Source organism: Porphyromonas gingivicanis JCM 15907 (genome assembly GCF_000614585.1).
Taxonomy (GTDB): domain Bacteria; phylum Bacteroidota; class Bacteroidia; order Bacteroidales; family Porphyromonadaceae; genus Porphyromonas; species Porphyromonas gingivicanis.
This window is the reverse complement of sequence record NZ_BAKX01000002.1, coordinates 257,473-271,952: the sequence shown is the minus strand read 5'-3', so window position 1 is coordinate 271,952 and position 14,480 is coordinate 257,473. Positions and strand designations below refer to the sequence as shown.

Annotated in this window: 11 protein-coding genes, 2 tRNA genes and 2 pseudogenes; 13 read left to right on the top strand and 2 right to left on the bottom strand. The window is 41.7% G+C overall.

The features are described 5' to 3' along the window. The first annotated feature begins 52 nt into the window (after positions 1-52). Complete coding sequence (locus JCM15907_RS03330; protein WP_025842708.1) at positions 53-643, top strand: anthranilate synthase component II; 591 nt, start codon at positions 53-55, stop codon at positions 641-643. A gap of 464 nt (positions 644-1,107) precedes the next feature. Here JCM15907_RS03330 and JCM15907_RS03325 read toward each other — a convergent pair whose 3' ends face one another. Both JCM15907_RS03325 and JCM15907_RS10505 read right to left on the bottom strand, forming a co-directional pair. Then, positions 1,108-1,833, bottom strand: coding sequence for an SIMPL domain-containing protein (locus JCM15907_RS03325; RefSeq protein WP_025842707.1), 726 nt, complete (start codon positions 1,831-1,833; stop codon positions 1,108-1,110). A 36-nt stretch (positions 1,834-1,869) separates the two neighbouring features. Further along, complete coding sequence (locus JCM15907_RS10505; protein WP_025842706.1) at positions 1,870-2,361, bottom strand: hypothetical protein; 492 nt, start codon at positions 2,359-2,361, stop codon at positions 1,870-1,872. 579 nt (positions 2,362-2,940) lie between these two features. On the opposite strand from JCM15907_RS10505, the gene JCM15907_RS03315 reads away from it, so the two are divergent. The 12 genes and pseudogenes from JCM15907_RS03315 (at position 2,941) to JCM15907_RS03250 (ending at position 14,345) form a co-directional block, all read left to right on the top strand. Beyond that, positions 2,941-3,026 (top strand) — tRNA-Ser (locus JCM15907_RS03315). Between the two features lie 238 nt (positions 3,027-3,264). Further along, positions 3,265-4,029, top strand: a complete 765-nt coding sequence (locus tag JCM15907_RS03310; RefSeq protein ID WP_025842705.1) for a tRNA1(Val) (adenine(37)-N6)-methyltransferase — start codon at positions 3,265-3,267, stop codon at positions 4,027-4,029. Between the two features lie 170 nt (positions 4,030-4,199). Next, a complete protein-coding gene (locus JCM15907_RS03305) occupies positions 4,200-5,936 on the top strand; it encodes a T9SS-dependent choice-of-anchor J family protein (RefSeq protein ID WP_025842704.1) in 1,737 nt (578 codons plus the stop codon). Positions 5,937-6,414: 478 nt separating this feature from the next. Next, positions 6,415-8,103 carry a choice-of-anchor J domain-containing protein gene (locus JCM15907_RS03290; protein WP_025842702.1) on the top strand — a complete coding sequence of 563 codons (1,689 nt, stop codon included), beginning with the start codon at positions 6,415-6,417 and terminating at the stop codon, positions 8,101-8,103. A 329-nt stretch (positions 8,104-8,432) separates the two neighbouring features. Continuing rightward, positions 8,433-9,155, top strand: a complete 723-nt coding sequence (locus JCM15907_RS03285; protein WP_025842701.1) for a pyridoxine 5'-phosphate synthase — start codon at positions 8,433-8,435, stop codon at positions 9,153-9,155. A 5-nt stretch (positions 9,156-9,160) separates the two neighbouring features. Next, positions 9,161-9,891 (top strand): annotated as a pseudogene (locus tag JCM15907_RS10500) (MotA/TolQ/ExbB proton channel family protein). 15 nt (positions 9,892-9,906) lie between these two features. Beyond that, positions 9,907-10,330, top strand: a pseudogene (locus tag JCM15907_RS10495) (ExbD/TolR family protein). 3 nt (positions 10,331-10,333) lie between these two features. Next, positions 10,334-10,981: a hypothetical protein gene (locus tag JCM15907_RS10490; protein ID WP_051522353.1), complete on the top strand. Its 648-nt coding sequence runs from the start codon at positions 10,334-10,336 to the stop codon at positions 10,979-10,981. Between the two features lie 156 nt (positions 10,982-11,137). Continuing rightward, complete coding sequence (locus JCM15907_RS10485) at positions 11,138-11,563, top strand: DJ-1 family glyoxalase III (protein WP_306305467.1); 426 nt, start codon at positions 11,138-11,140, stop codon at positions 11,561-11,563. Further along, on the top strand, positions 11,530-11,694 hold the full coding sequence (locus tag JCM15907_RS13815) for a type 1 glutamine amidotransferase family protein (RefSeq protein WP_306305466.1): 165 nt from the start codon (positions 11,530-11,532) through the stop codon (positions 11,692-11,694). Before JCM15907_RS10485 ends, JCM15907_RS13815 begins: the two co-directional genes overlap by 34 nt. A 229-nt stretch (positions 11,695-11,923) precedes the next feature. Continuing rightward, a tRNA-Gly gene (locus JCM15907_RS03260) sits at positions 11,924-11,996 on the top strand. Positions 11,997-12,323: 327 nt separating this feature from the next. Then, the gene (locus tag JCM15907_RS03250; RefSeq protein WP_025842700.1) at positions 12,324-14,345 is read left to right on the top strand and encodes a T9SS type A sorting domain-containing protein; all 2,022 of its coding nucleotides are present in this window, start codon (positions 12,324-12,326) and stop codon (positions 14,343-14,345) included. The last annotated feature ends 135 nt before the right edge of the window (positions 14,346-14,480 follow it).

The following is a 14,480-nucleotide window of genomic DNA, read 5'->3' as shown; positions in this document are numbered from 1 at the left end:
ATAGGGGAAATACCAATTGCTCGACAAATATACTATAACTTTGCTTGCACTTATGGCGCATATATTAGTTGCAAACTGTCACGACTCCTTTGTCTATAATCTTATAGAGATTGTACGCAGCACCTCGGGGTGTAGTTACGAAGTCTATCCTATCGAACAGTGCAGAGGAGTCTGTTTAGATCGTTTCGATGCGCTGTTACTCTCCCCCGGACCAGGCCACCCTACTGAAATGGATGGACTCAGTGAACTAATAGAGCACACCTACCGCTGTATGCCTATAATGGGTGTCTGCTTGGGGCTTCAAGCTTTAGCATGTTTCTTCGGAGGCTCATTGCGCCAACTATCTCGTCCATTACATGGTCATGCCGATCGTTTACGATTGGCAAATGCCGAGGAGGTATGGTTTAAGGCATTCCCCATAGAGAGTTGCATCGGACGTTATCACTCTTGGGTCGTAGATGAGCAGTCGTTCCCCAAAGAACTTCAAGTGATAGCCTATGCCGAAAGTGATGGTACCATTATGGCACTCCGACACAAGGCTCTTCCCATATATGCAGTTCAGTTCCATCCCGAAAGCTACCTTAGCCCCTACGGGAGTGAGCTGGTACGATATTGGTTGCGTTCTGTACATTCAAGAATTTAGGCTGTACAGTACAACAGGTATATCAAATAAAAAAGTTCAGTATTCAACCACTCTATCCTCTTGACTTCGATGAGTTTCTTAGAGCAAAAAGCAAATCGGCTCTTAGAAGAGTATTTCAGAGGAGGCGGAAGCCAACTAATACCTTCTTCAAAAGGGTTAATGCTTTCGAAAGTTCACACAGATGGTTAGGAACAAAACTATCGAACCTTTTGCGAACAACCATTATACCTTTCGGAAAGGCACTATGGATAGTGTACAAAAGTTTGTTTTCAACAGAAATTCAGAATACCTCATAAAAAATCAGGCTACCTAATAGGGGTAACCTGACTTTTAATAAGAGCATTTCGCACAGTCTCCTAATCGAAAGCGTTCGGGGAACTCTACTCCTCGAAGACTTGTTCTCTTTTAAGAAACTAAAAAAACAGCTCTCAATGAAGTGTTTTCACTCAAAAAAGAATACATCTTTACTGCAACTTATAAACAGTTTTGACAGTAATAGTTGCCGTTTTCTCCCTACTCTTAGTATTGAGTGTACCGCCCCAACTATATTCATCATTTCCGTGAAGTGCTACTATTTGGAATACACCCATAGAAGAGGATATAGCCTTGCCCAAAGAACTACCACTACCCTCTGCAATAGTGAGTGCACGTTCTCGAGCATCGGCAGAAGCCTCTCGTAACATCTCCATCTTGAGTTCATTCAGCTTGGTATAGTAGTAATTGGGGGTTTCAGATGCTAAGTCCACCCCTTGATTGTAAAGATCTGATATGTTTTGATAAGCGCGCTCGACATTTGACACCTCGGCAGATTTTACCTCAATAGTACGCAAACCGACATAACCATACGATGTTCTTTTACCTGTCTCCCAAACAGTTTGAATATCCTCTGCTATCGAGACAGGTCTTACGACAATCTCTTCTGGAGCAATACCCTGCTCTTTGAGATAATCAACGATAATCTTTGTATCCTTTTCTATCTTCATAAAGGCATCTTGAGTGCTACGCGTTCTGCTGTTGAAAGAGAGCTTCCAGACGATTAGGTCACTTACAATGTTACGCTCACAAGCCCCCGTAACGGAAATTTTGGCGTACCCCTCTCTAAAATGCTTTATTCCCCTGCCAATGAACCATGCACCTACAATAATAGCCACACATACGGCAATAGTTGTAATAATCGAATTCTTACTCATAAGTAATATATTTATTTAAGTTTTTAGACACCAAACTTAAATATTTATTATGACACCTGACTCTAAACTTCTTATATGTTGAGGCTTTGACACCCTACTAAGGTGTTCATTGTAAGATGCTACATCAAGATAAACTTTAGTATTATCTATATTTCTCATCGGTATATAGACATAGATGGTTCCCTGTATCTGACACTCTCCATAGGGGACATTGCTAAACCAATCTCTTGCTTGCCAAGTAATGTAAACATTAGCTGCAACACAATTTTCTTTTTCATCATACGCAATCTGTTCTAAATAGACCTTATAACGAAGTTCTTTACCGCTCTGTGGAGCAATCTCACCCATAAGATGCTGAGCCATCCGTGAAGTTGCCGTTTTCAAAATTCCCCCATAGGTACGTCGTAGATACCTCTGCTTATCAAACGCCATTGATGTTTCCTGAAGGGGCTGATTATAGCCATGTAATACTTGTACTGAACTCGCTAAGACGAGCACCAACAAAAAAGATAAAATGTACTTCTTCATAACAATATTGATTTATCGTAAATTCTTTCTTCTCGCAGTTCTCTCTACCAATCATCATCCCTCTCTCTCAATATGAACGAAAGGCAAACAAAAATATAGTAAGAGAAAAAGTTAATCTCCTATTCCAAATATCGATAACCTGTACCGCAGGCTCTCTCGCGGAAACTATTGTTTTATAAAAAAGAAAGCGTGAGGTCGTATTGACATCACACTCTGACAGTAGGCTCCTGAGAAAGGCCTTAGAAAAAAGAATGACACAACACAGCCCCCACGCCTATAAACGTGGGAAGCCGCCACAGCATTCTTCCTTTCTTGAATTTTCTCAGGATTCACTGTCGAAAGAATGAAGCAACGCTTCCTTGTAAAAATAAAAACAGACGAGGGTATTAATCCCGCCGCAACAAAGGTACAAAATCTTCATAATTAATAAAAATACATCTCCTTATTTAACACCTCATAAAAATATCTTCTTCGTTAGCTATTTCAACAAGTTCAATCGAAATCAACAACAACTCCATATATTGCCAATTCAAAAAGAACTATTATCTTTGCGGTGGTCAAAAATCCTCCAAGGATATTGGAAGTGTGGGTGAGTGGCTGAAACCAACAGTTTGCTAAACTGTCGTACGGGTAACCGTACCGGGGGTTCGAATCCCCCGCTTCCGCAGTAAAGACTCTGTGAGTAATCTTTTAGAGCAGTTGAGACCAACGATACAAGTGTTGTAATTCTAATGAATTATGACACTTTTCTTTTGCACTCCTTCATTTCAAGATAGGCACAGAGATAGCTAAATAGCTCGAAATGCGCTCTTATAATCCATAATCCAATTACACCCTTGTGAGAAAGCTATATATCTTTGCAATGTGATAATAGAGGCTTTTTTGTCAGGGGCTATATAAAATATGGCAGGGAGAGATATAATGCACTTCAAAGAGTTTACTCTTCGACAAGAGGGGTGTGGTATGCGTATCAGTACAGATGGAGTATTGTTAGGCAGTTGGGCAACGCTTCATTCGAAAGATATGGTATCTTCCATGCCTTCGTCCCTTGACCCTCCTATGATTATTGACGTGGGTACAGGCACAGGGTTACTTACCTTGATGTTGGCACAACGCTATCCTTCAGCTCAACTCTTAGGGGTGGAAATTGAAGAAAAGGCTAGCCAAATGGCACGGAGCAACGCACTCGCTTCACCTTTTGCAGAGCGCATCTCAATAGTACGTGCCGACTTTGCAAAGTATGTATCTATGCTACCCTCTCATTCCGCTAATTTAATTATCTCCAACCCTCCGTTTTTTCCCTCAGGAGTGGCTACCCGTTCGCAAGAACGCAAGCAAGCTCGTTACACTACAACACTTGCACCTCGCCAACTTTTCGGCTGGGCATCTCGCCTACTAAAACCTAATGGAAAGTTAGCTATGATTACCCCTTACGACCAATTAGAGGCATTACGCACCGCAGCAACTTCGGACGGCTTTGTACCCTTCCGTCTAGCAGCAGTGATTACGGTAGAGGGAAAAGCTCCCAAACGTTTGCTTAGTGAGTGGATATATCAGCATCCCGAAGCTCCTTTCTGCCCTTTAACCTCACTCACTCTACGTACTCAGGAGGGGGAATACAGCTCTCTATCTCGTCAGCTACTCTCTCCCTTTTATATTTTCTTGTAGATTTATTACCACTTTAAGGCAGAGAACACCCCTATATTTAACAGACTAAAACACCATTCTTGTAAAAAAACTACTACATTTGCATCGGTAAGCTTTCTTCTTTCTTGGATTAAGGAGGAGGTTATTAGTCGTAATAGAAAATGTTTAATATATAAATCGTAGAAACCACTATGAAGAAATTAATTACTTTATGTGCAGCTGCGCTTACTCTTTCGAGCGGTATCTTCGCTCAAGAAGTAGTGCAAACGACGGTTCCTTTTGCCCTTCAAAAAGAGGTAGGTGCCCTTCGTGCTTATGATGATTATCAATGGCAAGATTTGAAGCTTGATGGCTACAAAACTCAAGACATCAAGGGAAATGAGATTGACATTAAAGCACTACTCCAATCAGGGAAAAAGGTGTTTATTGATTTTTCTGCAACATGGTGTGGTCCTTGCTGGATGGCTCACCAAAAAGGATTGCTCGAAAAGTTCTATGAGCAGTTTGGTCCACAAGGAACTCAAAGACAAGATTTAGTAGTGCTTTGGGTAGAAGGAGAGGGTAAAAAGGACAAGGTAACAGACCCTAACAAAAACTGGAGTTTGAAATATGGGACCACAGAAGAAGTACCTTATCCTGTTATCAGCGATGCCAAACTTGCTGGGAAGCTGGGTATAACCATACAGGCATGGCCTACTTTCGTAATACTTGCACCTACGGGTCAATATACATCTGGTCTCCCTTTCATCGTAGGACAGTTTGCTGGTGTTGAAACGGAAAAGATGAACGATTTTCTCAGTTCTATACCAAGTCCTAACGAAAAACCTGCTGGAGTGTCGCTTCAGGCTCTTAACTTTGCCTATACAGGAGAAGAAGTTGCTTGGAAACCAGACTATCGCTCGATGTCTGATGTAACAAAGATCGAGTGGACTTTCGAAGGAGCTAACGTTACAACTTCTACAGAACGTGAGCCTAAAGTAACCTGGGCTAACCCTGGTACTTACAAGGTAACTTTGGCTGTAACCAATCAATTTGGCACTGCTACTGCAGAACGCGCATACGAGGTTAAGGATATCAATGTGACCAAATTCCCCGTAGCAGCAGGCTTTGATGATGGCTGGTTCCCCTCTAACGAGTGGCGTACTCTGAGTGTAGATGGCGACAAATACTCTTGGGAAAATGTTAAGACAATGCTTGACCGCGTAGGCTTGAAGCTCAACCCAGGTGCTAAAATTGGTTATAAAACGGCTTATCATGCCATATCTTGGAGCTTCTTCCCCACAAGTGCATCTCAAGGACAAAATGGAATACAGTTTGGAGGAGAGGTACATACTCCTAACAACTGGCTTCTTTCTCCGGCACTAAACATCCCTGCAGATGCACAGAATCCAACCCTCTTCTTCGCATCAAATGCTTTCTTTAGCAATGATCCAGACCAGTATAGAGTGTTGGCTTCTACTGGTTCAACAACCAATACTGCAGACTTTACAGAAGTAATCGTAGCATCTAAAGTTGCTGGTGCTGGCCAGGGACAATGGAAAGCTGAAACAATTGACCTTTCTAAGTTTAAAGGAAAACGTGTAACTCTTGCTTTCGTACACGAATCTAACAAACAAGAAGGAGGAAGTGGTATTTCCTTGGATAACTTTAGCGTAACATTGGACGGAACAGTAGGTATTTCTGCTATCCCAGAAGCTGAGAACGTGGCAGTATACCCAACGGTGGCTAATAATGAACTTTTCGTAGAAGCGGCAGAACGAGCAACTGTTGTTCTCTTCGATGTAACAGGTCGCCAAATTGAGTCTGTTCGTATCGAAGGAGGAAAGGCTCGCTTCAGCACAGTAGCTCTTAGCGATGGCAACTATTTCGTTCGCGTAGTAGAGGCAGAAGGTGCTATCAAGGTAGTTCCTGTTATCGTTAAGCACTAAATGATAAATCGTAGACTACAGAAATAATTAAGTAGTCTAAACTTTAAAAGAGGCCTCTCGACCTAATGGTGAGAGGCTTCTTTTTGCATATTCTATCTTGTATGTCTCTTGCAACCTTTATTGTTATTATACGAAGAGAGAACAAAATTCATATTGCACGTTTCTCTCGTTAAGTCGTGTCAGGGCAATAAAATATAAGAGGCTAAAGGAGTGTAGCAAAAATCTCTGGCTAAAAGAGAAAGTAACAAACGAGGTAGTAACTACATGTTATGACCCACCATCATTATGAAACAGCCTTTATCCCCTCGCCTTTTATCGCTCTGAACAAAATTCTACAATATTTTTTTGCAAGAATTGTTTGCCTTGAAATATTTATATTTGCGTTGTTTATATCCTCAAACCCTCTTGTATGTGGGGACTTTGAGGACAAGAGGAGTATGTATTTTAAGTTAGCACAAAAGACAAAAACAGATTTATAATGAGAAAAATTATTACCCTTTGCTCAACTTTATACCTTGGATTCTTATTATTGTGGGGACAAGGGTCAGTCTACAATAGCTACAACTGGAGAAAAATCTCCCGAGAGAAGTATATCGCTACCGATTTTAAAGGGAATAAACATGACATACAACAATTGCTTCGTCAGGGAAAGAAAATACTCATTGACTTTTCGGCTACATGGTGTAACCCTTGCTGGAATATCCATACGAATCATTTTTTAGAAAATCTCGATAAGGAGTTTGGTCCTACAGGAAAAAGTTCTCAAGACTTAGTAATTCTCTGGGTGGAGGCTACAGGAGCTTCGGAAAAGGAGATTAGAAATCCAAGCCGAGATTGGACTATGGTATATGGTACACAAGAAGAGGTTTCCTATCCCATTATCAGTGATGCCAGATTGGCTGGAGCTTTAGGTATTATTGTGTCTGGTTATCCAACAGTAGCTTTTATTAGCCCTTCTGGAGAGTACACTAACCTCTTTTCTAAAGCTCCTATAAGCAATATCCCCGCTATGCGAGCTCTTCTGGAGTCTTGTCCAGAGCCTCAAACTCTATCTACCCCTCCTACGGCAGGCATACCTACGGCAATAGAGTTTGCTTATACGGGAGAGAACATACAATGGATGCCAGAGTATACCTCTGATAGTCCTATCACATCTTTCGAATGGGAGTTTCAAGGAGCAAGAGAGAAAACTTCCTCTTTAGAGCGTCCCTCTGTCGTTTGGGATACCCCAGGTAGTTACAAAGTCAAATTCACAATTACCAACAAGTTTGGCACAGCTACCAGTGAAACGAACTTTGTAGTGTACGATGGAGCGACGACCCAATTTCCACTCCAAGAGAAATTCGAAGATGGCGCTTTTCCAACGAAGTGGCGTACACTTAAAATGGATAGAGATAATCAAACGTGGATAAATATCAAAACGGAATTAGATCGTTTGGGGATTGCTAATAACGATGCACTCGGCGTTGGTTATAATTCTTCCTATTCATTGGTTTCTTGGAGTTTCTCTCCTACCAAAGCAACCCCTAAAGCAGGTACAGAAAATGAATTCACTTTTGAAGGAGAGGCTCTCTTTCCAAACAACTGGCTAATCTCTCCACCTATAAATATCCCCAACGAAGGAGATATAACTCCTTTGCTGACTTTTTCGACAAGTAGTTTCTTTATAGATAATACAAAAAAAGAGAGGTATCGTGTTTACGCTGCCGTAGGACCTGCGATAAAGGCATCGGATTTTGTCTATTTGCTTGAAGATGCTTATGCTACCGAAAAACCTCGAACTTGGAATACACATACAATAGACCTATCTAAATTCAAAGGAGAGCGTATCTCTCTTGCTTTTGTACACAAGACACTAAGACAAGGACCAGGAGTATTGTTAGATGATATAACCATCACTCTCAAGCCCGAAGTAGCTATTCAAGCTCCCGAGGCGGAAAATGTAAGGGTATATCCTACTGTCGCAGACCAAAAAGTTATCGTAGAGTGTGCCGAGGGAGCGACTGTGATGCTTCTTGATATGCAGGGAAGACAAATCTTCTTCCAGCAAGGGGGAGCAACTTTTATTGAGATACTCACAGACAAATTGAGTGATGGAAACTATTTTGTACGTATCATCGAACAGAGTGGTGCCACCAAGATACTTCCCATTATCATACAGCACTAAAATCTAAGGCAAAGCGTATCTACCATAGTAGGGGTAGGTACGCTTTTCGCATTGAAAGGTTATTCAAAAACGTTAGTATCATAGAAGGTAAAAACAAATAACATTTTGGTATAACATTCTCTGAATAGGTTGGTATAACAAGAGGCTTTGAAGAATACATGAATCAGATTATAGCTCCGATAGAGTGTAACATCTTGGGCTCTTTTTTTCTGATACAGGGTTAATACATGATTGGAAAACACTGAGACTAAACACAATCTCCAGACGACTCTTTCATCAATGGTCTTTATAAAAACATTATATTTGCTTGGAGATTAAAAAAATAACCTATGACACGTTTAAGTGTAAATATAAATAAGATCGCTACATTACGCAATGCTCGGGGAGGAATGATCCCCAATGTTTTGCAGGTTGCTTTGGACTGTGAGCGCTTTGGGGCACAGGGTATAACTGTACACCCTCGTCCTGATGAACGCCATATTCGCTATGCCGATGTAAGAGAATTGAAACAACATCTCACGACTGAATTTAATATCGAAGGTAATCCTACCCCCTCCTTTGTAGATCTTGTATTGGAGGTACTGCCAGCACAAGTTACTTTAGTGCCTGATGCTCCCGATGCTTTAACATCCAATGCAGGCTGGAATGTGGGAGCACACTTTGATTTTCTAAAGGGGGTCGTTGCTCGCTTCAAAGATGCTGGCATCCGTACTTCGATCTTCGTGGGTACTGATTGTAATAACATTAGTCGTGCTGCTGAAACAGGATGCGATAGAGTAGAACTTTATACAGAGCCTTATGCAGCCTCATTCGCTAAGGGAGCGGGGGCAGTAGCCGTCACGGATTTTATCCAAGCGGCAGCTCATGCTTCGACTTGTGGATTGGAGGTTAATGCAGGGCACGACCTTAATTTAGACAATTTACACTATTTTGCCACTCAAGTCAAACCCTTAGCGGAGGTCTCCATAGGTCATGCGTTGATAGCTGATGCCCTTTACTTTGGGTTGGAGGAAACCATCCGTCGGTATAGACAAGAGTTAATCGTTGAATGATAGACATGAAATTCTTTCCCTTATTACAATTAAATAGCATCGTTGCCGACTCTACGCAAGATGCTCTTACTGCCGTGGGTACTGTTACAGAAGCACCCGTTACTCTTTCTGTGTGGGATCTTGCTCTCAAGGGAGGGTGGATAATGCTCGTTTTGGGACTTCTTTCACTCGCTGCAATTTACATTTTTGTAAAGAAGTTCTTGGAGGTGCGTGCTGCTCTCCGCTCTAACTCTTCTTTTATGGAGCGTATCAAAGATTATATCAATACCAACAGGATTGATGCAGCACATAATCTCTGCCTCTCAACAGATACTCCAGAGGCTCGAATGATAGATAAAGGCTTATGCGTCTCGGACGCCCGATGGCAGATATCTCTGTCGCCGTAGAAAATGCAGGTAATCTCGAAGTGGGTAAGTTACAAACCTCTATGCCTCTTTTGGCAACCATTGCAGCTGGAGCTCCAATGATTGGGTTTCTTGGCACGGTAACAGGTATGGTTAAAGCATTCTTTGACATGGCAAATGCAGGTACAGCAATTGATATTTCTCTTCTTTCGGGAGGTATTTATGAGGCATTGGTTACGACTGTAGGAGGGTTGATAGTTGGCATCGTAGCCCTCTTTGCATACAACTTTTTAGTAGCTCGTATTGACAAAACAGTTAATCTTCTCGAGGCTCGAAGTATAGAGTTTATGGACGTACTTAACGAGCTTGCCAAGCATACTCCACAACAATAAGTAGAACCTACAAGAATGGCACTTAAAAGAAAAACAAAGGTTAATGAGGCTTTCAGTATGGCATCTATGACCGATGTTATATTCCTTTTACTCATTTTCTTTATGGTAGTTAGTACATTAGTTGTACCCAACGCTATAAAGGTCAATCTCCCCTCTTCGCAGTCTACTGCTCCGAGCGAGTCCCCTATGGTACGCCTTACTCTAACGGCGGAGTAGGTACTACATTGTTACCCCCACGATACAGACAGCCCAAGAGGTTACTATTGACGGACTTGCGGAACAACTAATACGAGCACAAGAGCAAAATGCAGATATGCTTGTAGCTCTCTACGCCGATGAGGAAGTTCCCTATAAGGAAATTGTAAAGATTCTCAACATTACAGCTCAATTAGATCTAAAGTTGGTACTTGCCACCAAGGCTTTACAATCGCATGTTTAACCTATGTTGCGCAATCGTTTAATAGCCTTAGCTCTCACATTGACTCTCCATCTGATAGGTGTTGGTCTACTCTTTTGGTTAACCCTTTCGAGTAGCGTAAAACCTCGTACTAAGGAGATTACATTAGTACCTGTAGGGGTTTTAGAAGAGACCCCTTCTCAGGAAGTGGCTACTGCAGCGGTAGCTTCATCGCCTGCACCAGAGTCAGTTGCACGACCTATGGCAAAGAAACCTCAAGCCTCCACCCTATCTCAAGAAGAGCCTCTTGTTGCTGATAAGAGAGCGGAAAAGACTGTTCCTTCCCCCACTCCGAAACCCGTGGAGCAGCCTAAAGAAACGGCAGAGGAACGTAGGGGACGCGAGGCTAAGAAAGCCCAAGAGGAAGAACAACGTCGCCGTGACGAGATTAATCGTAAGGTCGTGGGAGCTTTCGGTAAAGGAGGCTCTAAAAAACAAGAGCAAAATGGAGCTGAGGGTAATGCTACACAGGGCAAGAATGTAGGTGCAGGATTTTCATTAGCAGGGCGAAGCATCACAGGTAATGGCGGTATGCCTGCTCGTCCTACAGGGTTTAGACCTACTCGAGGCACCGTAGTAGTGCGCATTGTGGTAAATGATGAGGGTAGAGTTATAGAGCTACCGAGCGATTAAAAGGTACTAACATTACAGACCCTGCTACGCTACAAGCTGCAGTACGGGCGGCAAGGGCGACACGTTTTAATGCTCAACCTGGGGCTGCCGACCAAGAGGGTACTATTACTTACCATTTTGATATTCAGTAAACTTAAAAATAGAAACACAAACGATATGGAAAAGAGAGCTTTTGTTTTTTTAGCAACAGGATTTGAAGAGATAGAGGCGGTTACATCAATAGATATTTTGCGCCGTGCAGGAGTATCAACCACTACTGTTTCAGTTACAGCAGAACTTGTCGTTGTAGGTGCGCATGGTGTACCCTATACAGCAGATAAGACCATAGACCAAATAAAGGGGCAAAAAGCAGATGCTTTAGTACTACCTGGAGGATTGCCTGGAGCAGACAACTTGTATGCTTGTACCTCTCTTCTTGCCATGTTAGAAGAACAAAATAAAGAGAATAAAATCATTGCTGCCATCTGTGCATCTCCTGCAGTAGTATTAGGTGCAACTCATCTTTTAGAGGGTCGTAAGGCTACTTGCTATCCTCTTTTGAGCCTAAGATGCTGGGGGCAACCCCCATCGCACAGCCTGTAATACGTGATGGGCATATTATAACAGGGCAAGGGCCTGCTGCTTCTATGGCTTTTGCTTTGGAAGTTGTAGAGGCTTTGACTGATACTTCTACTCGTAAAGAAGTTGCTGCCGGACTACTTTATAAGGAATAAAAAGCCTTGCGCTAAAAGCAACCCATTGTAAAGGAGTTTCTTCAAACGAACCTTTTGGGCGTGTATCGTATGTTATAAGGGGGAGAGTTGTTGCTCTCCCCCTATTTTTGACACCTATGATGGATATATCACCTCAACATGGATAATCAGACTTAAGTCGAAGTATTGTCCAAACAAAAAAAAATACTACTTTTGCAAAGGATTTGACAGAGAAAGTTAAGTCTTCAATGCGGAAATAGCTCAGTTGGTAGAGCATAACCTTGCCAAGGTTAGGGTCGCGAGTTCGAGTCTCGTTTTCCGCTCTCTTTCATAATACAGTAATTCAAATAGGGCCATTAGAGCAAGTCTCTTGTGGTCTTTTTTGTTCGCAGAGTATTCTTTTTCCATCCGCTAAAACTATGCGAAAAGGTTATTTTTGAAATACTTTTTTGTACTTTCGAAGCAGGAGAAGATTTTAGGACTTCTTCTCCTTGGAAATACATTTTCTTTTGATGAGAAGAGCAAGTAGGCATATTTGTGAAGCTTCTCTTTACTTATGAAGAGGCATTCCCTCAATAAGAGAAATTATAAGAGACCCTCTCAAACTAAATTATTCAGCAAAAAGTAACAGTGTAGTTAGAACTAAAAAGATGAAAAGAATTTTTACCATTGGTTTATTCCTATTGGGACTTATTAGCCTTTTGAACAAGGTTTTTGCCCAAAATGAAGCTATCATTTCTGAGGGAGATATTCCACACTATGTGTCACGTAGTAATGTGCATTTGTTTGAAAAATTGTTACGCTCTCAAGAAGACATCGCAACTCAAGAGAGCTTTCAGAGCATATCCCCAGCCTCTTTGAAAGCCGATAATGATAGCTATGTAGATATCGTTCTTGCCAAAAGTGAGGGAGAAGAAGTACGCTTCGAAGCTAATGTCCCCGATGAGCAAATCGAGGGATTAAACCTTGTTCGCGTTGAACCAGATCCAGATGGAGGTAGCCATAATATACGCATATATCAAGTCAAAAAACAAAATATCCGTATCAAAGGCTCGACAGAAAAACCTCTTACTTGGATAGATACTGAAAATACAGGGATCCGTTCTTTCGACGCTTCTCATTGCGAAACTTTAGAAGAGTTCTATGCTAACAATAACCCAGAGCTTTCCAAAATGGACTTTTCGAAAAATCCTCGTATGCGTATAGTCGCAGCTGCCTTTACACAAATAGATGAGGTGAATGTAAAAGGATTGAAGGCTCTCTCCATTCTGGCAGTAGCTCCCGCTGCTCTCAATGAATTGGATGTAACAGGCTGTGATGCTCTCTCTTTCGCTTTGATATTCGGCAATCGGATTAACGATAACAAAATGACTGATTTTATCACATCTCTCCCTGATTTAACAGCAACAACAAATCCAGGAATGCTCTTTGTTGTAGATGAAAACCCTGTAACTTTTGAAGAGAGAAATCGTTGCTCTGTGGCTCATGTAACTGCGGCTGTACGTAAGGGATGGGGGGTCTTCAACGAAGCGAGAAAGCCTTATAGAGGATATGACTATGCTCCCTCGTATAGCGATGATGTGATTACCTTTCAAACCTCCATCAAGCAGAACAACTCCATCTTCATGCGTATTGAGGGTAAGGATAATGCCGATGTTTTTGTCGATGGTGCAGAGTACTGGCAACGCAAAAATGAGCGCGATGAATATATCCTAAAGAAAAAGACAGTTACTCTAAAAGGTAAAGTGGGATATTTAGATATTTCTGGCTGTGAGATCACAGATTTGAACATTTCGGGCAACCTCCATCTAACCACTCTACGCTGTGCGGACAATCCTGCGATTAAAACATTGGACCTCTCACAACATAAAGACTTGGAATATATTGATATTAAGGGAACTAATATAGCTTCTATCAATGTATCCAATGCAAAAGGCTTAAAGAGTCTAAAGTGCGCTACTACGAAGATTAATAAACTCGATTTGAGTAAAGCTACTCAGCTCGAAGTGCTCCATGCGGCTAATAATACGATTAGGCAAGTAGACCTCAGTGTGGCGAAAAAGCTCAAAGAACTAACAATTAGCGGTTGCTATCTGACAAAATTAGACCTTACAAACAATCCTCTTTTAGAGATGGTACAGGTGCATGATAATTCCCTAAGCGAACTTCTTTTTACCTCTGATAAATTGAGACGTATAAGTGTTTTTGGCAATCAAATTAAGGGGGAAGCTATGACTGCAATGATAAAGTCGCTCCCCACGGCAGAAAAGGGGGATATTGAGGCTTCCATTGTTATTTTTTCCGAAGGTATGGAAAAGCCTGATGGTAATGTCTGTACAGAAAGTGATGTACGAGAAGCTCTTTCGAAAAACTGGAAAGTAAAAAAAATAGATGCCAACTATAATGAACATGATTACCCTGGGATAACGGCTCTTGCCGATGTAGTGGGAGCGCTTGCCGTAACAATTTATCCCAATCCTGCCCAAGAATATGTGATACTTTCAGGTGTACAAAAGGGAGATAAGATAGAACTCCGGACCATAGAGGGAGTATCCTTGTGGAAGAGTGTAACTGAACAAGATAGCCTTCGTATAGATCTCTCTACCTATCCTTCAGGTTGGTATCTGCTCTATACACCTCAAAAAACGCAACTTTTGCGGGTAGATAAATAATCAATCTTCATAGAAAAGGGGTCTAAGACCTCTTTTTTTGTATCCATGGGGTCCATTTTGTAGTGCTTTTTAAGGCTTGTAAAGCTGGGTTAAAAGGATTATCTTTGTGAGACTTCCTTCCAATAATATGAGTAG

Coding starts and splice junctions, on each gene's coding strand:
- JCM15907_RS03330 (WP_025842708.1), top strand. CDS start 53: ATGGCGCATATATTAGTTGCAAACTGTCACGACTCCTTTGTCTATAAT.
- JCM15907_RS03325 (WP_025842707.1), bottom strand. CDS start 1,833: ATGAGTAAGAATTCGATTATTACAACTATTGCCGTATGTGTGGCTATT.
- JCM15907_RS10505 (WP_025842706.1), bottom strand. CDS start 2,361: ATGAAGAAGTACATTTTATCTTTTTTGTTGGTGCTCGTCTTAGCGAGT.
- JCM15907_RS03310 (WP_025842705.1), top strand. CDS start 3,265: ATGGCAGGGAGAGATATAATGCACTTCAAAGAGTTTACTCTTCGACAA.
- JCM15907_RS03305 (WP_025842704.1), top strand. CDS start 4,200: ATGAAGAAATTAATTACTTTATGTGCAGCTGCGCTTACTCTTTCGAGC.
- JCM15907_RS03290 (WP_025842702.1), top strand. CDS start 6,415: ATGAGAAAAATTATTACCCTTTGCTCAACTTTATACCTTGGATTCTTA.
- JCM15907_RS03285 (WP_025842701.1), top strand. CDS start 8,433: ATGACACGTTTAAGTGTAAATATAAATAAGATCGCTACATTACGCAAT.
- JCM15907_RS10490 (WP_051522353.1), top strand. CDS start 10,334: ATGTTGCGCAATCGTTTAATAGCCTTAGCTCTCACATTGACTCTCCAT.
- JCM15907_RS10485 (WP_306305467.1), top strand. CDS start 11,138: ATGGAAAAGAGAGCTTTTGTTTTTTTAGCAACAGGATTTGAAGAGATA.
- JCM15907_RS13815 (WP_306305466.1), top strand. CDS start 11,530: ATGCTGGGGGCAACCCCCATCGCACAGCCTGTAATACGTGATGGGCAT.
- JCM15907_RS03250 (WP_025842700.1), top strand. CDS start 12,324: ATGAAAAGAATTTTTACCATTGGTTTATTCCTATTGGGACTTATTAGC.